Genomic DNA, 21,295 nt, shown 5'->3' on the forward strand with positions numbered 1-21,295 from the left:
TATTTATGAAACTTTATACATCAAAATTTTTGAATTTCACATACACCGGCACGACCAGATTAATAACGCTCTTGGCATCCTGAGTCTTTTGAATATAAGGATCTTTGATATAGTTGAGGATTATTGTTATAAATATTGAATCCTTGAAGCGTTCAAGTTCATCATACTCGAAAGCTGATTTTTTTTCAACAAATTTGCGGATTCTATTCAAGGGTTCTCTAACTATTCCCAACCCATTATAATTTATCCCACCGATGCGTTCTTTTGCTTTTTTTATCTCCTGATCAGTGGTAAGAAGAGCTAACTCCACCTTTGTTTCATAGTCATCGATAAGGATTGATAGATCCTGCTGGGGAATTGTATAATTATGCAATTTGGTGGTATCAATATGTTGATTTTTGTTCAAAAGTCCGTAAAGGTCCCCCACCTGCCTTATATACTCTTTCGTTTGTTCACTCAGCCGACTGAAAAGACTTTTGTGTTGAAGCCAACGTAAAGATACTGCTACCTTAATCCTTCTTTTGGTTTTATCGACGTGGGTCTCCCCAGGTTTATTATTTGTCTCTTCAAGAATTTTTTCAATATTCTCGGTATTCAAGTAAATCGGCTCGTATTTGGGTTTTTTTAGAAGTTTGTGGATATCATCAAGAATCTTCTCAATTTTCTCTTTTCGCCCAACCTCTGATAGCTGGGGATAGGTGCGGTCAATAAAAAACTTTACCAAATATTTATTTATTGTGTACCTTCCTTCCTCAAGTTCTTGTTTGCTCACTGCCTTTGGGCACCATTCGGCGAAAATTTCCACATCCGGTCTTTTTAAAAAATCAAGATCAAAAGGCAATTCTGTTATCACAGTATCAGGCTGAATAAGCCACTGGAGATTCATTAAAATCTCTTCCAGATTATCAAGATGCGTCTTACCCGACCAAGCCATCAATCACTCCTTTTTATGGAAAAAAACGAAACATTCATTGAACATAATCGCAGATCACTTATGATTTTATGCAAAAATTTAAAAATGTCAATCAGCGAAAAGCCCGCCTTTTTCTGGCGGGCTTTTCGCGGCAAATCTTAGATTTAAAAATTTATCTAAAAAGGATTTATTCACCCCCTTTTAGCACCTTTAACCTTGCCTCGGTCCTCTTCTTATAATCTTTGGCACCTTTGTGATTAGGATCGAGTGCCAATACCTGATTAAACACCTTTAAAGCTTCATCGTAATTGTTTGCTGAGAATAGACTAACCCCCTTTTTATAAAGTGCTTCAATTTCCTCAGCCGTTACCTGCTTAGCGGGTTCTTTCGGCTTTGTTGTTGTGGGAGGTTTCTTCTCCTGCCCTAGTTTCGTTTTCAATCGGTTTATAGCCGCACTCGATTCTGAATTCTGGGGGTCAAGTTCCAAAACTTTCTGATAAAATTCAATAGCCTTTGCCAAATCATTCGCCTTTTCACGATTTCTTGCTTCAGTTAAATAAGCATTGATAAGTTCCGTACGCCTTGTTTCAATGTTCTTTAAATAATCTTTGGCTTCAGCATTGTCCGGGTCTAAAGATATCACCATCGCAAAGGCCTTTTCTGCTTCTTTTAAATTACCTTCAGAAAAATATATCTTCCCCTGAGAGAGATAGGTTTTGATGCTCCTTTCCCGTTCCATTGCGGCAATTTCTCGTTGAATCGCTTCCTCGGTCTTTTTCATATTGAAGATAAGTTTGCTCTTCACCCCAGGCTTAACCGTTATTTTTGCCATGTAATCAACATAATTAGGTGTCGTGACGGTTATGGTATAATTTCCTGCTGGTAAACTCAAACTGAATGTTCCTGCAGGTGCCCGATACCGTTTGTTGATTTCTTTTATGTCCACGATGCAATTAGGCAAAAGTTGTTTATTGGTTTGATCCTGAATAACACACTCAATTGAACCGACCTTAGGTGCTGATACAGCAGTACGGTTATTACCTTCAAGCCCAAATGTCCATCGAGGAGACCAAGGACGGAAGTGACCTAAATATTCTACTTTACAAAGTGCTACTGTAGCAGTTACAACTGGGAAATGATATTTTACTCCCAAATTCGCATCACGGCCATCCATTTCTACTGACATTTCGAGTCCGAAAGGAAATTTTAAAGCTCCACCGGCAAAAAGACCGAACGCCCACCAGGAATGGTCTTTGGTGTCGTAATCGTCACCCAATACCAAAAAGTCAGTATTGAAAATATGACTTCGCCACCCATACCCGACAAACCTGCCCCGTCCCAGCCCCACAACGATGTTCGCAATATTCCCGAAATATTTTTGCATGGCAACATATGCAGAGAAAAGTTCCCAAGGCCGGCCGTTGGCATATTTGTGATAACTTATCTCTTCTATTGAACCATCATTTCCGCCAGCACCGAGTGTGGAAATGTGTTTAGCATATGATATATCATCAACCCCACAGAACCAGTAAGTTCCACTCTCTTTCCCTTCTTTCAACAAATAACTTACACTCGCGACCCAGGTAGTGGGAGTGAACATTGATAATGCCACCTCACCTTTACCTAAGCCATATTTGAAAGCCATGGCGAAATCTTTTGGGTCAACATAGATACTGTCATTAGGGTTGGGATCTTCGGTATACATCGGAAATGAAAACATTGTGGTTATGCCCCACATACCCCGAATATCATACTGTGGTACAGTAGGGATATCGAGATACCCGGATGTGCGACATAACTGGGAAAGGATTAAACAAATGATTAACATAGTTCCCCCTTTTTTAAAAACATGACCCTCATAAACACTCCAAGGTTATGATAGATTATATCCATAATTGCTATTCTGTCAAGCTCCATTTCGATGCCTTTAGAAAATTTAGTTTATTACGCTTGCGCTCCCAGGTGCCTTTGAAGGTTATGAGGAAAGAGATAAAAATCAATTTCAAGTCCAGCCAAAAACTCATCTTACGAATATAAAGTAAGTCATATTTAAATTTATGCCGACGAGGTAAATCCCGGGGAGTGAATATCTGGGCAATTCCCGTAAGTCCCGGCCGTACCATTATTCTTTTGTGGTATCCAGGGATTTTCCAAACATGAAGATAACAATCATTCTGTTCTACTTCGGCAGGCAGCAAAGCCCGGGGACCAACAAAACTCATATCACCAAGGAGAATATTCAATAATTGGGGTAGTTCATCTAAGGCAGTTTTACGCAGAAACCTGCCCATCCGCGTAACCCTTGGATCATTCGAGCTTGCCTGAATGTTTATTTTTTCATTTAAAGAATTCCGGCGCATGGAACGGAATTTTATCACTTTAAAAAGTCGGCCATTTTTACCCACCCGGAATTGCCGGATGCAAACCGGTGAACCATCTTCGCACCAAATCCCTATCCAGATCAAAGCCCATAGCCATGATGAAAACAACAAACCCAAACTGCTTAAGATAACATCAAAAATTCTTTTCGCCCTTGGTTCTCTTATGGTTGCATTCTCTTCGATTGCTTCCAAAGGTTTAACAGACAAAAGCATATCCGATCTCACTTCCATATGCATTTGTATTTAACCTCCTTTTTGAATCAAAGATCGGGGGGTAGAGTATAAGAACTGTGGATAATTATATCAAAATATTTAATTCTGTCAACAGGGCGATTTGAATCAAACACGAGCAATCTTAGATAGAGTTAATTAGAAAGGCGTGGCTATGAACCCTATAGTCATTCCAAAGCATGAAAGCAACAATTTAACGAAACTTCAGCTACTTAATCAAAAAGTGAAAAATAGCGAAATATCGCCTTTCGCAAAGGCGTGCTCAATGAAATTTGGGAAATTTTAAAATATCAAGAGGCCTTTATCTCTTCTTACTCCGTTTACCCTTTTTTGTTTTAAACATTACATTTGCTTGGGCCGCTGCAAGCCGGGCAATCGGCACACGAAACGGAGAACAGGAAACATAATCCATTCCCACCTGATGGCAGAAGTAAATAGAATTCGGATCTCCCCCATGTTCACCGCAAATTCCTACCTCCAGATTCGGCCTCACTTTTCGACCACGCTCAATTCCAATCTTGATAAGTTCGCCAATTCCACGAATATCAATCGACTGGAATGGGTCTTTAGGCAGGATTTTTTTATTCAGATAATCGGGTAAAAAGCTACCAATATCATCACGAGAAAAGCCAAATCCCATTTGAGTTAAATCGTTCGTTCCATAAGAGAAAAATTGAGCAACCCGGGCAATCTCATCAGCCACTATACAGGCACGGGGAATTTCAATCATCGTACCGTACATGTGCTTTATCTTTTTTAAACCAAATTTTTGCAAAACTTCTTTATATACCCGTTCCACTATCTCCGCCTGATGTTTTAGTTCATTGACATCGCTCACCACCGGCACCATGATTTCCGGATAAGGATTTTTACCTTCTTTAATCAATTCCGCGGCCGCTTCGAATATCGCCCTCACCTGCATCTCGCTTACCTCTGGATAGGTAATACCCAGTCTCACCCCTCGATGCCCCATCATTGGATTTGACTCGTGGAGACTGTCTGCCCTTTCGTTCAATTCCTCAATTGTAATCCCCAATTCTGCAGCGAGTTTTTCTCTTTTTTCTGGCTCATTGGGAACAAATTCATGGAGGGGTGGATCAAGCAATCTGATTACCACTGGATAGCCATCCATCGCCTCCAGCACACCCTTGACATCCTTTTTTACATAGGGAAACAATTCATCCAACGCCTTGCGTCTTTCCTCTTCAGTCTTTGAAACAATCATCTTCCGCAGGATGAAGAGTGGTTCATCAGAACCTTTTCCATAAAACATATGCTCGGTGCGCATCAAACCGATCCCTTTGGCACCAAACTTCCTTGCCCGCGTGGCGTCGGCGGGAGTGTCTGCATTAGCCCTTATCCCAAGCCGTTTTACAGAATCACAGATTTTCAAAAATTCCTGGAGTAGCACATTCTCTTCAGCAGACGCGAGCATGGGAAGTTTTCCTTCATAGACATTCCCCTTGGTACCATTGAGGGTTAACCAATCACCTTCCTTAAATACCTTGCCGTTAACTCGGAGCACTTTTTCTTCATAGTCGATCTGTAACGCTCCACAGCCTACGATACAACATTTGCCCCACCCACGGGCAACCAATGCTGCATGGGATGTCATACCACCACGGGCAGTCAGAATTGCTTGGGCTGCGCGCATTCCATCAACATCCTCAGGATTGGTTTCTTCGCGCACTAAAATTACTTTCTTGCCTTGTTTGGTCCATTCTACTGCATCTTTAGAAGTAAACACAATTTGACCAGTTGCTCCTCCAGGACCCGCGGGCAATCCTTTTGCGAGTACCTTTGCGTTCATCTCGGCTTTCGGATCAACCATCGGATGCAATAGTTCATCAAGCTGCGCCGGAGTAACCCTCATCACAGCCTCTTCCTTTGAAATCAAGCCTTCTTTCAACATATCCATTGCGATCCTTACAGCCGCCGGTCCATTTCGCTTCCCTACGCGACACTGGAGCATATAAAGAACACCTTTTTCAATCGTAAATTCAATGTCGAGCATATCCCGATAATGACGTTCCAGTTTTTTCTGGTACTGGTATAACTCTTTGTAGACTTCGGGCATCGCTTTTTCAAGAGAAATAAGATCTTTGTTATGTTCACTCTTTGAATACTCATTCACTGGTGCCGGGGTGCGTATTCCAGCTACCACATCTTCTCCCTGAGCATTAATCAAATATTCACCATAAAACTGATTCTCTCCATTGCCTGGATTCCGGGTGAACCCTACCCCGGTTGCCGAATCCTCTCCCATGTTGCCAAAGACCATTGCCTGGACATTGCAAGCGGTTCCCCAGTCATCAGGGATACCTTCAATCCTTCGATACGCAACAGCCCTTTTACCATTCCAGGACGCAAAAACTGCCTTTATCCCTCCCCAGAGTTGTTCATTGTGGTCATCAGGAAATTCCTTCCCCAAAACTTCTTTAACTTTTTCTTTAAATTGTCTGCATAATTCTTTCAAATCATCAGCAGTAAGATCGGTATCACTCTTATACCCCTTTTTTTCTTTCATTTTTTCCATAAGAGCCTCAAGTTGTCTGCGGATTCCAGAATCTTCATCCTTAGGTTCAATACCCGCTGCCTTTTCCATCACCACATCTGAATACATCATTATCAAACGTCGATAAGAATCATAAGCAAATCGCTCATTGCCGCCGCTCTGTTTTATCAACCCTGGTAGGGTCTTTTCTGTCAGACCGATATTCAATACCGTCTCCATCATCCCGGGCATTGAAGCTCGTGCACCAGAACGGACCGAAAGAAGCAAGGGATTGTCCGGATCCCCAAATTTTCTGCCCATGATTTCTTCCACTCTTTTCAGCGCTTTTTCTACTTCTTTCTTCAATTCTTTAGGCAAGCGCCCTTTGTTCCTGTAATAATAATTACAAACCTCGGTAGTTATTGTAAAACCAGGAGGTACCCGGATTCCAAGATTTGTCATCTCAGCTAAATTTGCACCCTTACCTCCGAGCAGATTTTTATCTTTCGCCGAACCATCAGCTTTTTTACCACCAAAATTGTAGACTAATTTTTTCATTGTGCTCCTTTCAATTATCTTCAATTTCTAATAATCTTTTAATCTCTTTTTCAAGTAAATTGCTATTCCTTTCTTTCAATTCATAACTGACTTTAACGGCAGGCTTATTTATCTTTAAAAACTTTCGCAAGTCAACCGGCGTGCCGATGATCACCACATCCGCAGGAGTTCGGTTGATACTCCTGTTGAGCTCCTCCATTTGCAATTTAGAGTAACCGAGCGCCGGGATCAATCTTCCGATATGAGGGTACTTTTCGTATGCCTTTTTGATAGAGCCAATTGTATATTTTTTCGGGTCAATAATCTCTTTTGCTTTATATTCTTTAGCAGCAATAAATCCTGCACCAAAACTCATCTCTCCATGGGTAAGAGTAGGTCCATCCTCAATCACCAAGACTCGCTTATTTCTAATCAATTCCGGATTATCAACGACGATCGGAGAATAGGCTTCAATTATCTTAGCCTTTTTATTTAACATTTTTATATTTTCCTTCAATTTTTCAACATTTTTTGGGGGAGCTGAATCTATTTTATTAATAATCACAATATCCGCCATCCGTAAATTTGTTTCTCCAGGATGATAGGTCATCTCATTTCCCAATCGCAATGGGTCAACGACGACGATATGAAGATCCGGTTCAAAGAAAGGAAAATCATTATTTCCACCATCCCAGACAATGACATCGGAAATTTTTTCGGCAGATTTGAGGATTTTATAATAATCAACCCCTGCAAATACGGTATTGCCTCTCCGGATATGCGGCTCATATTCTTCTCTTTCCTCAATTGTGCAGTTATATTTATCCAGGTCTTCCATACGGGAGAAACATTGAACCTCCTGCTTTAATAGATCTCCATAAGGCATGGGATGACGCACCACCGAAAATTTGATTTTATATTTATTCAATATTTCACAAACCCTTCTTGTAGTCTGGCTTTTACCAGCGCCTGTCCTAACCGCACATATTGCAATAACCTTGCGACATGACTTCAGAATTGAAGATTTGGGTCCCAAGAGCCAGAAATCAGCACCAGCCGCCAGTGATTCAGATGCTTTATGCATCACATATTCGTGCGAAATGTCCGAATATGAAAATACCACGACATCAATATTATATTTTTTTATCAAATTAGTGAGTTCTTTTTCCGGGTATATAGGAATACCCGTGGGATAGTAAGGTCCTGCCAATTCTGCAGGATATTTTCTCCCTTCAATATTAGGAATTTGAGTTGCCGTAAAACAAACCACCTTATAGTCTCGATTATTTCGGAAAAAGACATTAAAATTATGAAAATCCCTGCCAGCCGCACCCATGATCAGCACTCTTCTCATCAAAACCTCCTTAAAGTTATCGACTTTCAATCCATTATTATTAATTAATGGATTTGAGCTGCCCTCTAAGGAAAAATTGGATTGGAAGGGCATTTAAATCGTAAACACAAGGAACCTAAAAGTATATCCAAAACCGGGAAAAAGTCAATATTTATTTGCGGCGCTTTAGTGATGCAACTAATTAGGTAATCCTCCTGGGTAAAGGGCTTGGTCAAGGGAATTAGGCAGAGTTTAATAAAGCCGCGTTAAAAGAATTGAGAATAAGAAAAATCTGTTTGGAATAGTGCAGGAGTTTAAATATACCTGACTCTATTGAATAATCCAGGGGATGTTTAAAACCTCAGGAGAGATTTTAACCTTGGGGTATGGATAACTGCATTGGATTTAGTTAAACCACATTATTGACTTTGTCTTTTTTTGGGATATAATCGTTGTCCAAGCTTGATAGATAGGAGTAAGAATGGCAAGGATTTTAAGTGGCACCGAACTTGCGGAAAAGATGCGCGAAGAGATGAAGCAGGAAATTGCTTTATTAAAGACAAAATATAACATTACTCCTGGACTGGCTGTAATCCTCGTCGGGGATAATCCGGCTTCAATCTCATATGTCAAGGGAAAAGAAAAAGCTTGTGCAGAAGTTGGGATTATGTCCCGAGAGTATAAATTCCCTGCTGATTATAAGGAAGCAGACCTTTTGAAACTGATCGATCAGCTTAACAACGATCCGGCGATCCATGGAATTTTAGTTCAATTACCCCTGCCAGAGCATATCAAAGAAGAAAAGGTTTTATATGCAATCGATCCGGATAAAGATGTTGACGGATTTCATCCCGTAAATGTGGGTAAATTGATGATCGGTGCTGATTGTTTTCTTCCCTGCACACCCCACGGCATCCAACAATTATTGCTTCGCAATGGAATTGAGATAGCGGGCAAGCATGTAGTGATTGTGGGAAGAAGCAATATCGTCGGCAAACCGCTGGCAATGATGCTTGTTCAGAAAAAACCGGGTGCCAATGCCACGGTTACTATGTGTCACACTGGAACGAAGAATATGGCGGATTATACTCGACAGGCGGATATCCTTATCGTTGCTGCGGGTAGACCCCATACGATCACAGGTGATATGGTAAAAGAAGGAGCGGTGGTGATTGATGTGGGTGTCAACCGGATAGACGACCCGACGAAGAAGAGTGGCTTTCGTTTAATAGGCGATGTAGATTTTGAAGAAGTGAGCAAAAAGGCAAGCGCCATCTCACCGGTGCCGGGTGGAGTTGGTCCCATGACGATAACGATGCTGCTTTATAATACAATTTTAGCTGCAAAAAGACATGCGGGTATAGAATAAATGCTCACCTTTAAAACAATCGAATACGATGAGAGGAAAAAGCAGATAATCATCCTGGATCAAACTCGCCTACCTGAAAAAGAAGTCTATTTATGTTTAAAGACGATTCAAGATGTTTACCAGGCAATAAAACAGTTAAAAGTTAGGGGCGCACCACTTATCGGTGTCGTTGCCGCATACGGCATTGTGCTTGCCGCTACTGCCAATAAAACCAAAAAGCTGATAACTGCCGCCGAATATCTAAAGTCTGCCCGACCCACGGCAGTGAATCTCGCTTGGGCGATCGAAAGAATGCTTGAATGCATAAAAAAACACCAAAAAAATAACCTATATCCACTCCTTTTAGCCGAAGCCCGTAAGATTGAAAGGGAAGACAAAGAATCGTGTTTAAAAATAGGTCGTTGGGGGGCTCGGCTTATAAAGAATAATTCAAAAATAATGGTCCACTGCAATGCCGGAGCCCTGGCAACGAGTGGTATAGGCACAGCCCTTGGGATTTTATACACTGCTAAAAAAATGGGGAAAAAATTTAAAGTCTATGCATGTGAAACGAGACCCCTTTTGCAAGGTGCGAGATTGACAACATGGGAATTGACCAGAAACGGCATTGAAACTTATGCTATATGTGATAATATGGCAGCCACTTATATGCCCGAAATGGATTTAGTCCTTGTGGGTGCGGATCGGATCGCAGTAAATGGAGATACCGCCAATAAAATTGGGACCCGGGGACTGGCGATTATTGCCAATTATTATCGGGTACCCTTTTATGTTGCAGCTCCAATTTCAAGTTTTGATTTCAAAATAAAGTCCGGTGCTGAAATACCTATTGAAATCCGCCCTTCAGAGGAAATACGATATTTTAATAAACGACCTGTCGTCGCCCCGGAAGCAAAAATCTGCAATCCGGCTTTTGATGTGACACCCCATAATTTGATCACCGGTTTTATCACGGAAAAAGGTATTGTGCGAGAGCCGTTTGGGATGAAATTTGCGCAATTTTTAAAAGAGACATAGCCGTCTTTTTTCGTTCAATACCTCCAACATCTGGGTGTGGATATAACCATTTGATCCCAATACCTCTTTACCATAGATACTGAATGGCCGTCCCCTGAAATCAGTAATCATACCCCCGGCTTCTTTAAGTATCAAAGAGCCCGCAGCCTGATCCCAAGGCGACAGTTTAATCTCCCAGTATCCATCAAAACGGCCGCAAGCAGTATAACACAAATCAAGGGCCGCTGAACCCAAACGACGCACCGCCTGGGATTTAAGACAAAACCGAGCAAAGTAATTCAGGTTGTTTTCTTTGCTCTCCCGGATATCGTAAGGAAATCCCGTGACCAGAAGACTGTGGTCAAGTTTTCGGGTTTTGGAAACCGAAATTCTTTTCCCATTCAAAAATGCTCCTTTACCCTTTATGGATGAGAAAAGTTCCTTACGTGTTGGATCATATACTACGCCCAATACAATTTCACCTTCAATCTCAAGAGCTATGGAGATCGCCCATATCGGCAGGTTATGGGCAAAATTGGTTGTGCCGTCAAGCGGGTCAACCAGCCATTTGATATTGTCATGGGTATGATAGCTAATATTTTCTTCGCTGAGTATCCCGTAGTCAGGAAATTCCTTTTTTAGGAATTTTACAATCTGACGCTGGGAAATTTTATCAAACTGGGTTACGAGGTTGACCACCCCTTTATAAGCGATCTGTTTTTTAGCGCGAGAAAGGCGGTAAATGCGATCACCGGTAGCGGTCACAATCATAACAATTTTGTCTAAAATTTTATTCAGTTCCATTTTTAATTTGTTTCTTTAAAATCTTTTCCGGCTCAATGAGCGGTCGGATTTTTACCACTTCCTCTGCTGCAAGTTTGCCATATTTAGAATCTTTATCAATTTTAATACAGCGTTCAAAATAATCCACTGCCCTTTGAAACTCATAGCGTTTTAACTCTGCAAGGGCTAAGTAATAGTAGGCGTCTTGAAGGTTTGGTCCAATTTTTAAAGTCTCCTCAAAAAACTTTATGGCGTCCGCAATCATTCCTCTCTCATAGTAGACCAATCCCAGATAAAAATTTGCATAAAGCCTTGCCATCCGATCTTTGGTTTGTTTTGCAACCTTACTTAAATGCTCAATCGCCTCTCCCCAGATGCCTTTTTTATAACAGATAAATCCAAGATTATTAAGGGCAAACGGATTTTCAGGTTCCAAAAGTAAAACTTTTTGGAAGTATAGCATTGCTTCATCATAAAGTTCTTTGTTCATCAACGCCAGACCACTCAGACCCAAGGCGCGAACATTTTTGGGGTCAATATCCAGAGCCTTTTTTAAAACAGCCATTGCCTCGTCATATTCTTCCATCACAATTAAATTCCACGCACGGTCCAAAAGGGTGGCCAAATCAAGTTCCGGGGATGAACGGGCTTTTATAAAAGAGTAAAAACGATTCATATCCACCTGGCTCCGTTTTTTGTCGCGGATGCTCTGGGCAATGGTGCGTAATTCATTCTGCGCTTGATTTAAATATTTCATCCCCCCCGCAATCTCAATATAGATGCTTTTTATCATTTCCTTGATCGTTTTTTCTTTTTCCGGCGTATACTCGCGGACCAGTTTCTTTAATTCTTCCATCTTTTTCTTGATCTCTTCAATCATGTTGCGAGTTCTGTTAGTTTCCTGACGATTAAATGAAGCGGCAGAACATGATCGGCAGCACCGGCGTCGATTGCCGACTGGGGCATACTGGCGATGGTTGCTTCGGATGGTTCCTGAACAATTGTTATTCCACCCATTTGCTTAATCTTCAGTAACCCCTTTGTTCCATCATGCCCCATACCGGTGAGAACGATGCCCAATGCTTTCTGTTTAAAAACCTCAGCCATCGATTCAAAAAGGTAATCGGCACATGGTTTCAAGCCATAGCGCGGTGGTTCGTCACTCAAAGTAACGACTTTGCCCGAAGGATGGATTTTAATATGGGCACCTCCTGGTGCAATGAGCACCGTTCCAGGAAGTATAGAATCGCGGTCCCGTGCTTCTTTTATGTCCAGTCCGGATCTTTCGTTCAGATGATTAGCCAAAGTCGCTGTGAAAAATTTCGGCATATGTTGAACGATGATAATTTTAAAACCCAACTCCCGATTTAACGCGGAAAGGAGAAAATTTAATGCCTTCACTCCACCTGTAGAAGCAGCGATGCCGATAATATAATCCACTTTCTTAATTCCAGGCACAACCGGTGGTTCAAAAACAATCGGTTTTAAATTTGCATTAGCGACATATCTTAATTTCGTAATCAATTCCTCTTTGAAATCATAAAGATCAATAGAGATTGGACCCGAAGGCTTGGGGAAGAAATCTACCGCACCTAAGTTTAATGATTTTATGGTAATCTCGGCACCCTGATGGGTATGAGCGGAAAGCATGAGCACCGGTCTTGGGTTTATTGTCATAACGCGCTGGAGGAAAACCAACCCATTCGTCCCGGGCAATTCATAATCAAGGGTTATCACATCCGGTTTCAATTTATTAAATTTTGCCCACGCTTCATCCACATCCCGGGCATATCCACAAACTTCAAATTCTCCCGAAGATTGGACGATATCGCCGATCACCCTCTGCATGAGGACTGAATCTTCGACAATCAATACCTTCTTTTTCATCTCGACTCAAATCACCTTTTCACCATAGCGATAGGATTTAATCAAGACTTCACCAGTTTGCACATTGAAAAAAACTGTCCTACCCCAATTACCCAGTACATCTTCACCTACGATCGGAATAGAGTGTCTTTTTAATTCTTCACGAGTTTCGTTTACATTACGTGGTCCGACGGAATTCTGAAGCAACTCACCAAACATCGTCGCCCCGCCGACTATCTTTGCCACAATCTTGCTTTTTTCTACCCCCAGTTCGGCAAACCTTCTCAATAATTCTTCTATTGCTCCCCGGGGATGTTTAAAACTGCCATCGACACCATGGGGTAAAAGGATATGGGCAAGACCACCGGTGCGGGTCTGATATTCATAAAAGACCAAAACCACACAGGAACCCACACCGTATGCAGAAAGTATTGCATCCCCTCTTACGACCTTCACCTCACCGATGCCTACACGTAACTCAACTGCCATAAGAGACATCACCTGAAACTTTTTGATAAATACGTTCGGCACGATTTATGATATTAAAAAATTTTGCCTCTGGAATACCAAGAAGGAGTTCCACCTTACCAATCACCAGATAACCACCCGGTTTTAAGGCCTCATTAAAACGGCGTACCAACTCGGATTGCGCCTCCCGGCTCAGATAAATCAAGACATTCCGACACATGATTAAATCACACTTCTCATAAGGGAAACAGTCAAAAAGGTCATGGTGAAAAATGTTCACATTCCTTTTTATTTCATCCTTCACCTGATAGCCTTCAGCACATTTGATGAAATACTTCTCACGATATTTGGTAGGAGTATACTGGAATGCAATATCCGGGTAGATACCTGCCTTGGCTTTTTTCAGAGCATCGTCATCAATATCAGTCGCATAGATTATCGTTTTATCCAAGATACCGATCTCGGCAGCGATTATCGCCAGGGAATAAGCCTCCTCTCCTTGGGCACATCCTGCGCTCCAAAAGATTATTTTTGGAATATCGCTGAATCTAGGGAGAATATCATTTTTCAGATATTCAAATGTCTCAAAGTTCCGGAAGAAATAAGAAAGGTTGATGGTGATGGTGTCCAGCAATGTTTTGAACTCCCCAGGATTATTGTTAAGAAAATCATAATACTCAGAAAACTCCCTTAACCCCAGGGCGCGCATGCGGACGCGGATGCGCCGGGTAAGGGGTCTCTCTTTATAACTATGACATTTAAATCCAGTTTTTTCCTCAATCAGTTTGATCAGGTCTTGAAAACTATGTCCCACGGGACTTCTTCAAAAGTTCAATATTCTGATTGATAATTGGATGGGTAGGATTCAAACTGCGTGCCTTTTCCCAGTAGCCCAGGGCACTATCTCCATCCCCCAGGCGTAAAGCGATGTTACCTAATTTAAAGTAGACTTCCCAGTCTTTTTCTTCTTCCGGTATTCGTTCATAAAATTCCTTTGCCGCGCCGAGTATCTGTGATTCATAATAAAATTCCGCAAGATTCCGGCAAATGCGAGAATTTGTAGGTTCATCACTTAGTGCCTGGCGGTAGAGACGTTCAGCTTCTTCCATTAAATCCAGGCTTTCATAAACCACCGCAAGATTATTTTTGAAAATTCCTAAGCGCGGGAATTTATTGATGCACTCTTTGAGGAAATCAATCGCCTGTGGTAGATTGTTTTGTTTGATATAGATCAGGGCAAGATATACATAGGGTGTTATAAATTCAGGTTTTTTCTCAATGAGGGTTTTCAACACTTTTTCAGCCTCAGCCCAATCGCCTTGATGAAAAAGGGCAATCCCCAAATTGCAAGCAACCCGAGGATTATCAGGTGCAAGTTCTGCAGCTTTTCTTAACCAATTTATGGCTTCTTCAAAACGCGCAAGCCGGTTGTAAAGATAACCGAGATTATTCAATATCGTGGGATTTGTCTCCAGTTCATTCGCCTTTCTGAAAAATTCTTCGGCTTTAGAAAAATTATTCTTCTTTAACTCAATCAAACCGAGATAGAGCAGGGCCTCAATATTTTCCGGTGTGATTTCCAAGACCCTCCGAAATTCACGTTCTGCCTCATCATACATACCCGTCTTAAAAAATGCGAAACCTAAATTCAGATATTCTGCAATATCGGTTACGGATTTTTTGACGAGTTCGGTTCTTTCGACCTTTTCAACTATCCCTGCCGAAAGCAGGGCATAAATCGTGCGACAGGTCTCAAAGAAGTCAAATTCCGATAATTTTAAAATCTCATCAAGTGTCCGATTACCGTCGACCAGTTGGAGAATTCTGGTCTCTTCTTCGGTTAAAGGTACTTCGTGGTAGTCCTTTTTAATTGCCAAAATAGATTCAAACGGGGGCAATCTTTTTTCCAACTTACGCCATTCGTCAATACGCCGTGCGCCTTCCAGGAGTAATTCTTGGGGTGAAAGTTGCACAAGGAATTCTTCGTTTCCGGGCAAAAGATCAGCTTCAAAATTGAAATAACCGGTTTCCCAGGTAAGCATTGTAAAAATTGTCTCGGCAATTTGATTGGCCAGTTCACGTTCAAGGGTCTCGCGGGTTATGTGACCTTTTTCCACCAAAATTTCACCGATACGCTTATTGGTTTTTCTCTGTTCCTCAAGTGCCCACTTTAGTGTTGCCTCATCAATAATCTGTTTTCGTACCAGTAAGTCACCTAATCGGTCCTTTCTGTTTAACAATGTCGCATATATTATTTTGCCATCTTTGATAAAAATATTCCCGAAATTCCTACCATCGGTTAACGAAAGGCATCCTGAACGCAACGAAAAACTCAGCAGTTGAATCACATCTGGAAGAGATGCTTCGCTCAATGAACCTTTTATTGCCATTTATCTTTCCTTCTGACTGGTGACATAATTCTCTTCAATGAGTTCATCCGGTATTTCCTGGATTATCAGCCTTTCTTCTTTGAACTTTTTAAGAGGCATCTCAACCCTTGGCGCGGATGGTTCAATACCGGGTTCGATGGCATGGGTTATTTCCAGTGCTGGTTCAATTTCTTTAACTTCCTCAGCCTTCTCCAATTCTTCTTCCCCAGGCAATCCCAGCATCACCAGTCCTTCTTCGGTTGTCTTTTCTTCACCAGGTAGACTTCGGGCTTTAAAATCGGCAATATATGTATCTATTTCAGCAAAATTTTCAAATTGAGGCAGGGATTCATTTTTTATGGCTTCATATTCCTCCGGGGCAAGTTTTGATTTGAGATAATTATCCACCATTTGAAGATCCGGTTCCTTTAAACTAACCTCCACCCCACATTCAAAGATAAGCTTTTCATCGTCATTAAGCACTGCCCCCTCCAGGGGTTCCGAAAAGATAAAAATTCCCTTCTCTTTTTTTATTAAGTCCAAAATTTTTCCGGCAATTTGGGTACGCAACTCCGAGTTTAAATTAAAAATTTTATGAAAGTTATCAATCAATAAAACATCAAATTTTCCCTCAACTTCTGAAAATCTTTCACCATCTTCAGCAAAATCAACTATCAGCGGATTTAAACCGCGTAATTTTAAATCCTCAGCAATTTTCTGGGCAAGAAAAGTCTTGCCGGTTTTATAATTTCCAAAAATGATATAAGGATTGAATTCCTTCCCAAGAGCCGGAAGGATACTCTTTTCATACAGCTCAATAACGTTTTGATTACAGGCACTGATAATATAACCTTCAAACCGACCTTTTATTGGGGCTTGAAGTTTTTCTTTTACGGTATTTAATAATCGTTCAATCTCTTCTACCTTATTCGGTGAAAAAAACATGCTTTCAATCTTCAAAGCCTCTTCCGGAAACTGTGAGATATCAAGGGCACCGAATTCTTTCTGTAATTCAATCAACCGTTCCACTTTTTTGATGAATGAGTTGTAAGCTTCGGTCAGTTTCTCTATATCCCCATCGAGTAATGGTTTCAATTCCGAGGTATCAAAACCTTTCATCTCCCAGATGTAAATCTTTTCTTTATATTCAGTGCGGGGATCTTTGATTTCTGTTATCTGGGTGAGCACCTCATCGGCACTCTTTTTCAACTCTTCTACCAGTGAGGAGACCGGACTGTAAATTCCACGCGGATAAAACTCTTTTAAGATTAAACGAATGGTGTTTAAATCAAAGGTGATATTACCCAGCGAGGCATATGCCACCAGCCGATTTAACATACCATCGATCGTGCGGAATGAACCTCCAGAAAGCTGGGTGAGTTCCAAGGCGATCTCATCAGGGACAATTATTCCCCGTTCCTCCGATTTTCTCTTGATAAATTCCACCAGGGCAATCTCCCGGGGTGCCTGTAGATCACAAACAAGACCTCCTTCAAGTCGAGAAGCGATCTTGGGACCGAGGTTTTTCAACTCCCGGGGCGGTGCATTCCCACTGAAACAAACTTGTTTATTTTTTGCAATCAGCGCATCGATCATTGCTAAAATTGCATCCTGATACTTTTCACTTACTCGATTGACATCATCCACAAAAATTGCTGAATCAAATTGAGTATTCTTTTGTAGATAGTCTTCGAACTCCTTGGGCGTAAATATCAGGGCAGGTTCTTTTTTGCTCAGTTCGGTATAAATAGTCCATAAAAGGTAAGTCTTTCCGTAACTTCCCAAGGCATACAAATAAAAGGGATTAAAAATCTCACCAGGGAACTCCACGATCTTGCGCGCAGCCATCAAGGCAACTCTGTTACCTTCGTAAACATAAAAATTTTCAAAACTAAAACTCTTTTTAATCATACTGTTTTCAAAATCCTTTTAACATTCTTCGAAAACTCAGCAGCCGCCACTTTCACCACTCCAGGTAGTGTGCGGTCGTCGAATAATGATACAAGCAGATAATCACCATCAAGCGTCACATAGTAAATACTCGTCCGTTTGCCTTCCTGGAGTAACTCACAAAAGTTTCTTTCCCCGATGAGATGTGCCAGCTCCATGGTAGAATTAAATATATTACAGGTAAGGGCGGCAATTGTTAATACATCGAAGGTTCGCGTGAAGCCACGCTGAACCAAAAGATGTCCAGAACTTGTAATGACTATCGCCCATACTACATTTGTCTGGTTATAAAAATCCTTAAGCATTTTCTCTAAACTCTTGATCTGTGCATCCGTGAGCGTAATGGTCGTCAGATTCCCTTTCACAGAAAATTATAATAAATTTTTTAAAAAAAGTCAATACAGAACTATTTAATTCTTTTCAAACGCGCGGCGAACACGCCATCGGTACCATGAAAACCAGGTAAAATTTTGAGATAGACATCGGCGTTGGGAACAAACTCCTTTGCTGGTTCTAATTCAAAATTTTTATTCTCGTTTAGAAAGCGTTCGATAATCTCTTCATTTTCTCGGGGGAGGATACTGCAGGTAGAATAGACGATTGAGCCCCCAACTCTCAAAAAGGTTGCAGCATTGGTCAGTAGACCATACTGTAAATTAGTCAATCGTGCAAGCACTTTTTTGTTTACCCGTTCTTTTACCTCCGGTCTTTTGGCAATAACTCCCGAATTGGTACATGGTGCATCAACTAAAACTTTATCAAAATTCTCTAAGCAATAACGCCGTCCATCGGCGAGCAGATATTTTATTATCCCCAGCCCCAACCTCTCTGCGTTTTCCACCACCAGCCGGAGCCGGGCGCTGCTTACTTCCCCAGCGACAATTAAACCATGATTATTCATTAACTCTGCCATATAGGTTGCTTTACTACCGGGTGCAGAACAGAGATCCACAATCCTCTCACCAGGTTTAGGGTCTACGAGTCTACATATCATCCCCTGGGCTTCATCATGGATCGAGATAAAGCCCTGTTTGAGCAGAACATTATTGATCAAATTACCGAGACGGCTTATCTTGCGAAAATCCTCCAGCCAATTTGCAGGTCCAAATTCAATCCCCATTTCTTTAAGTTTTTGCTCCACAATCTCCGCGTTAGCTTTCAAACGATTGATGCGGATATAAGGGGTGGGACGCTCTTTAAACGATTCAATAATCCTTTCCCCCTCAACCGGATAGGCTTCAAGAATTTTGCGCAAAATCCATACCTGCGGTTCGCGCATCGATTGTACTTTTTTATTGCGTATCACACCCCGGAGCACAGCATTGATCAACGCCTTCTCCTTAAGGCTGCGCCCCAATTTTACTGCCTCATTGACCACTGCGTATACCGGGATACGGTCCAGGAACAAATATTGATACACAGCAAGACGAAGAATATTTTTCAGCACCGGGTCTGCAGCATTGAAATCCCCTACGAATGTCTCCTTGATTATCTGATCAATCTCTTCCTGATGGCGGAGGGTCCCAAAGGCAATCTCATTGGCTAGCGCCCGATCTTCTTCAGAAAGTTCATCGCGCTCAAAGATTACCCCCAGGGCTAATTTTAAATTTGTGCCCTGATCTACCTCACATAAAGCTTGAAGCGCTGCTTCCCGAGCATTCATCTTTTAAATGCCTCGCCGTTTTTAATCCGATAACCATTTATAAAGTCACTTCCAGACATTACCCTGCGATTTGCAGGTTTTAAGAGTCTAATAATCAGTGCACCATCACCACTACCCACTAAGAGTTCTTTATTTCTGATGTATAGCACACCCGGATCAATCTTTTCATCACAAGGTTCAACCTCGAGAATGGTCAATTCCATTTGCCGGAAATGGGTTCGGGCACCCGGACAGGGATTAAGGGCACGTACCAGATTGAATATTTTCTTGCTGGGCTCATACCAGTTGATAAATGTCTCCTCCTTTTTGATCTTTGGAGCATAGGAAGCTTCGTTTTCGTTTTGCGCAATGGGTTGATATTCATTTTTTTCAATCATACGTAGCGCCTGGATTGCGAGTTCCCCTCCTAGTTGTGCGAGCCGCTGACTTAGACTTCCGTAAGTTTCCTTTTCACCAATTGGCACCTCTTGTTGGAGGATGATCTTACCGTGGTCAATCTTTTCGTCCATAAAGAAAATCGTAATGCCGGTTTTTTGTTCGCCAGCCATGATTGCCCTCTGTATCGGCGCAGCCCCGCGGTATTTGGGCAAAAGTGAAGGATGAATATTGATGCCACCAACTCGGGGGACTTTGAGCAAATCACCGCTGAGGATGTGGCCATAGGCAGAGAGCACGAAAATATCGGGTGCGATATCTGTTAATTGTTTGATAAAATCAGGAGCGTTGGGGTTATCGGGTGCAAAAAGCATTATATTATTTTCATTTGCCCATTTACCCACCAATGGCAATTCGACCGTCAAGCCGCGGCCTTTAGGTTTAGGTTTGGTTATAACCACACCCGCCAGTCCATAAGACTCATGGATTTTTTGCGCAATCGGCTGGGAAAAATCGGTAGAACCAAAAAAGATTATCTTCATAATTGACTCAACGATTGCAAATACTGTTTCACCTTTGCCTGTTCCTCTTCTTTCGTATAGTCAATAAAAAGAATTCCATCTAAATGGTCACTCTCATGCTGGATTGCCCGGGCAAGAAAACCTTCAGCCTCCATCACTACCCTTTCGTTGAAGAGATTCTGGTAATGAAGGAGCAATTTTTTCGCGCGGGGAATGTGCAGATATAATCCAGGGAAACTGAGACATCCTTCTTCTTCCTCTATTACTCCTTCCTTCTTGAGAATCTTAGGGTTAATTATTACCGCAGGTTCAGGAGTATCTTCAAACGGTTTGAGATTTACCACAAATAAGCGCCAGAGGGCACCAACTTGGTTCGCTGCCAGTCCCACACCATCATTTTTTAGCATCGTCTTAATCATTCCTTCCGCGAGCTCGAATATCTCATGGGTGATCTTTTCCACGGGCTTGGCTTTTTCCCTAAGCACTTGATTCGGATATTTTATAATATCCAGCTGCTCATTCTTTTTTACTTTTGAACTTAACATTTCTAATCCCGACCAACTTACTGGCCACTTATTTTTCGTTTTCCACCGAACCCACTTTAGAGATTATATGGTTCTTATCGATATCCACCTTTACTCCATCAGCAATTACCAGACTGACGATATTATCCTTCAAATTGGCAATCGTCCCGTAAATACCAGCCGAGGTAATCACCCGGTCGCCTTTTTTCAAGGAATTTAGTAATTGCTGATGTTGTTTCTGCCTTTTCTGCTGGGGCAGAACCAGTAGAAAGTAAAATACGATAAAGATAAGGATTAACGGTAAAAGGCTTAACAATGGGTTCGATTGACCCTGATTTCCGGTTTGTCCAAAGAGTAGTTCCATTCTGCTCCTTTATCCAATTATATCCACTTTTTGACAGAAGTCAATAAATCGATTTGAATCAAAAATAATCTTACCGAAGTGGGGTTATTTAATCAAAATAAAATATCTTACCCAAATACTTGAAAACATAGGCACCCCTGGATATATTCTATCCGAAA

At 41.6% G+C, this 21,295-nt stretch carries 19 protein-coding genes; 2 read left to right on the forward strand and 17 right to left on the reverse strand.

The window, feature by feature from the left end; genetic code table 11:
• Positions 1 to 13 precede the first annotated feature (13 nt).
• From ABIL39_00670 to ABIL39_00690, 5 genes are all read right to left on the reverse strand, one after another.
• Positions 14 to 934 carry a hypothetical protein gene (locus ABIL39_00670; GenBank protein MEO0164636.1) on the reverse strand — a complete coding sequence of 307 codons (921 nt, stop codon included), beginning with the start codon at positions 932 to 934 and terminating at the stop codon, positions 14 to 16.
• 166 nt (positions 935 to 1,100) lie between these two features.
• On the reverse strand, positions 1,101 to 2,741 hold the full coding sequence (locus ABIL39_00675) for a tetratricopeptide repeat protein (GenBank protein ID MEO0164637.1): 1,641 nt from the start codon (positions 2,739 to 2,741) through the stop codon (positions 1,101 to 1,103).
• A 70-nt stretch (positions 2,742 to 2,811) separates the two neighbouring features.
• Positions 2,812 to 3,531, reverse strand: a complete 720-nt coding sequence (locus ABIL39_00680) for a sugar transferase (GenBank protein MEO0164638.1) — start codon at positions 3,529 to 3,531, stop codon at positions 2,812 to 2,814.
• A 295-nt stretch (positions 3,532 to 3,826) separates the two neighbouring features.
• On the reverse strand, positions 3,827 to 6,577 hold the full coding sequence (gene ppdK / locus ABIL39_00685; protein ID MEO0164639.1) for a pyruvate, phosphate dikinase: 2,751 nt from the start codon (positions 6,575 to 6,577) through the stop codon (positions 3,827 to 3,829).
• 10 nt (positions 6,578 to 6,587) lie between these two features.
• Positions 6,588 to 7,910, reverse strand: coding sequence for a cyclic 2,3-diphosphoglycerate synthase (locus tag ABIL39_00690; GenBank protein ID MEO0164640.1), 1,323 nt, complete (start codon positions 7,908 to 7,910; stop codon positions 6,588 to 6,590).
• 460 nt (positions 7,911 to 8,370) lie between these two features.
• Here ABIL39_00690 and folD point away from each other — a divergent pair, with 460 nt between their 5' ends.
• Both folD and mtnA read left to right on the forward strand, forming a co-directional pair.
• Positions 8,371 to 9,258 (forward strand): bifunctional methylenetetrahydrofolate dehydrogenase/methenyltetrahydrofolate cyclohydrolase FolD, encoded by an 888-nt coding sequence (folD, locus tag ABIL39_00695; protein MEO0164641.1) that lies wholly within the window; start codon positions 8,371 to 8,373, stop codon positions 9,256 to 9,258.
• Entirely contained in the window at positions 9,259 to 10,275 is a 1,017-nt protein-coding gene (mtnA, locus tag ABIL39_00700) for an S-methyl-5-thioribose-1-phosphate isomerase (GenBank protein MEO0164642.1), read from the forward strand.
• On the opposite strand, the gene ABIL39_00705 is transcribed toward mtnA, so the two are convergent.
• The 12 genes from ABIL39_00705 to yajC are packed head-to-tail and all read right to left on the reverse strand — an operon-like array spanning position 10,261 to position 21,137.
• Positions 10,261 to 11,058 carry an inositol monophosphatase family protein gene (locus tag ABIL39_00705; protein MEO0164643.1) on the reverse strand — a complete coding sequence of 266 codons (798 nt, stop codon included), beginning with the start codon at positions 11,056 to 11,058 and terminating at the stop codon, positions 10,261 to 10,263. The two genes, mtnA and ABIL39_00705, sit on opposite strands and share 15 nt — an antisense overlap.
• Positions 11,045 to 11,917, reverse strand: a complete 873-nt coding sequence (locus ABIL39_00710) for a tetratricopeptide repeat protein (GenBank protein MEO0164644.1) — start codon at positions 11,915 to 11,917, stop codon at positions 11,045 to 11,047. Before ABIL39_00710 ends, ABIL39_00705 begins: the two co-directional genes overlap by 14 nt.
• Entirely contained in the window at positions 11,914 to 12,924 is a 1,011-nt protein-coding gene (gene cheB / locus ABIL39_00715; GenBank protein ID MEO0164645.1) for a chemotaxis-specific protein-glutamate methyltransferase CheB, read from the reverse strand. The genes ABIL39_00710 and cheB overlap by 4 nt, the downstream gene beginning before the upstream one ends.
• Before the next feature lie 6 nt (positions 12,925 to 12,930).
• Complete coding sequence (locus ABIL39_00720; protein ID MEO0164646.1) at positions 12,931 to 13,392, reverse strand: chemotaxis protein CheD; 462 nt, start codon at positions 13,390 to 13,392, stop codon at positions 12,931 to 12,933.
• A complete protein-coding gene (locus tag ABIL39_00725) occupies positions 13,382 to 14,185 on the reverse strand; it encodes a protein-glutamate O-methyltransferase CheR (protein ID MEO0164647.1) in 804 nt (267 codons plus the stop codon). The genes ABIL39_00720 and ABIL39_00725 overlap by 11 nt, the downstream gene beginning before the upstream one ends.
• Positions 14,175 to 15,761, reverse strand: coding sequence for a tetratricopeptide repeat protein (locus ABIL39_00730; protein MEO0164648.1), 1,587 nt, complete (start codon positions 15,759 to 15,761; stop codon positions 14,175 to 14,177). Before ABIL39_00730 ends, ABIL39_00725 begins: the two co-directional genes overlap by 11 nt.
• Positions 15,762 to 17,651, reverse strand: a complete 1,890-nt coding sequence (locus tag ABIL39_00735; protein ID MEO0164649.1) for a DnaA/Hda family protein — start codon at positions 17,649 to 17,651, stop codon at positions 15,762 to 15,764.
• Positions 17,648 to 18,055 (reverse strand): roadblock/LC7 domain-containing protein, encoded by a 408-nt coding sequence (locus ABIL39_00740; GenBank protein MEO0164650.1) that lies wholly within the window; start codon positions 18,053 to 18,055, stop codon positions 17,648 to 17,650. Before ABIL39_00740 ends, ABIL39_00735 begins: the two co-directional genes overlap by 4 nt.
• Positions 18,056 to 18,096: 41 nt before the next feature.
• Complete coding sequence (rsmB, locus tag ABIL39_00745) at positions 18,097 to 19,353, reverse strand: 16S rRNA (cytosine(967)-C(5))-methyltransferase RsmB (GenBank protein ID MEO0164651.1); 1,257 nt, start codon at positions 19,351 to 19,353, stop codon at positions 18,097 to 18,099.
• Positions 19,350 to 20,270 carry a methionyl-tRNA formyltransferase gene (gene fmt, locus ABIL39_00750; protein ID MEO0164652.1) on the reverse strand — a complete coding sequence of 307 codons (921 nt, stop codon included), beginning with the start codon at positions 20,268 to 20,270 and terminating at the stop codon, positions 19,350 to 19,352. The genes rsmB and fmt overlap by 4 nt, the downstream gene beginning before the upstream one ends.
• A complete protein-coding gene (gene def, locus ABIL39_00755) occupies positions 20,267 to 20,794 on the reverse strand; it encodes a peptide deformylase (protein ID MEO0164653.1) in 528 nt (175 codons plus the stop codon). The genes fmt and def overlap by 4 nt, the downstream gene beginning before the upstream one ends.
• Before the next feature lie 28 nt (positions 20,795 to 20,822).
• Positions 20,823 to 21,137: a preprotein translocase subunit YajC gene (gene yajC / locus ABIL39_00760; GenBank protein MEO0164654.1), complete on the reverse strand. Its 315-nt coding sequence runs from the start codon at positions 21,135 to 21,137 to the stop codon at positions 20,823 to 20,825.
• Positions 21,138 to 21,295 lie beyond the last annotated feature (158 nt).

The sequence above is a fragment of the candidate division WOR-3 bacterium genome (assembly GCA_039802205.1).
Taxonomy (GTDB): Bacteria; Hydrothermota; Tepidihabitantia; order SM23-42; family JAOAFX01; genus JAOAFX01.

Excerpts from the sequence above, each read along its gene's own strand:
- ABIL39_00670 (MEO0164636.1), bottom strand. The coding sequence starts at position 934 with ATGGCTTGGTCGGGTAAGACGCATCTTGATAATCTGGAAGAGATTTTA.
- ABIL39_00675 (MEO0164637.1), bottom strand. The coding sequence starts at position 2,741 with ATGTTAATCATTTGTTTAATCCTTTCCCAGTTATGTCGCACATCCGGG.
- ABIL39_00680 (MEO0164638.1), bottom strand. The coding sequence starts at position 3,531 with ATGCATATGGAAGTGAGATCGGATATGCTTTTGTCTGTTAAACCTTTG.
- ppdK (MEO0164639.1), bottom strand. The coding sequence starts at position 6,577 with ATGAAAAAATTAGTCTACAATTTTGGTGGTAAAAAAGCTGATGGTTCG.
- ABIL39_00690 (MEO0164640.1), bottom strand. The coding sequence starts at position 7,910 with ATGAGAAGAGTGCTGATCATGGGTGCGGCTGGCAGGGATTTTCATAAT.
- folD (MEO0164641.1), top strand. The coding sequence starts at position 8,371 with ATGGCAAGGATTTTAAGTGGCACCGAACTTGCGGAAAAGATGCGCGAA.
- mtnA (MEO0164642.1), top strand. The coding sequence starts at position 9,259 with ATGCTCACCTTTAAAACAATCGAATACGATGAGAGGAAAAAGCAGATA.
- ABIL39_00705 (MEO0164643.1), bottom strand. The coding sequence starts at position 11,058 with ATGGAACTGAATAAAATTTTAGACAAAATTGTTATGATTGTGACCGCT.
- ABIL39_00710 (MEO0164644.1), bottom strand. The coding sequence starts at position 11,917 with ATGATTGAAGAGATCAAGAAAAAGATGGAAGAATTAAAGAAACTGGTC.
- cheB (MEO0164645.1), bottom strand. The coding sequence starts at position 12,924 with ATGAAAAAGAAGGTATTGATTGTCGAAGATTCAGTCCTCATGCAGAGG.
- ABIL39_00720 (MEO0164646.1), bottom strand. The coding sequence starts at position 13,392 with ATGGCAGTTGAGTTACGTGTAGGCATCGGTGAGGTGAAGGTCGTAAGA.
- ABIL39_00730 (MEO0164648.1), bottom strand. The coding sequence starts at position 15,761 with ATGGCAATAAAAGGTTCATTGAGCGAAGCATCTCTTCCAGATGTGATT.
- ABIL39_00735 (MEO0164649.1), bottom strand. The coding sequence starts at position 17,651 with ATGATTAAAAAGAGTTTTAGTTTTGAAAATTTTTATGTTTACGAAGGT.
- rsmB (MEO0164651.1), bottom strand. The coding sequence starts at position 19,353 with ATGAATGCTCGGGAAGCAGCGCTTCAAGCTTTATGTGAGGTAGATCAG.
- fmt (MEO0164652.1), bottom strand. The coding sequence starts at position 20,270 with ATGAAGATAATCTTTTTTGGTTCTACCGATTTTTCCCAGCCGATTGCG.
- def (MEO0164653.1), bottom strand. The coding sequence starts at position 20,794 with ATGTTAAGTTCAAAAGTAAAAAAGAATGAGCAGCTGGATATTATAAAA.
- yajC (MEO0164654.1), bottom strand. The coding sequence starts at position 21,137 with ATGGAACTACTCTTTGGACAAACCGGAAATCAGGGTCAATCGAACCCA.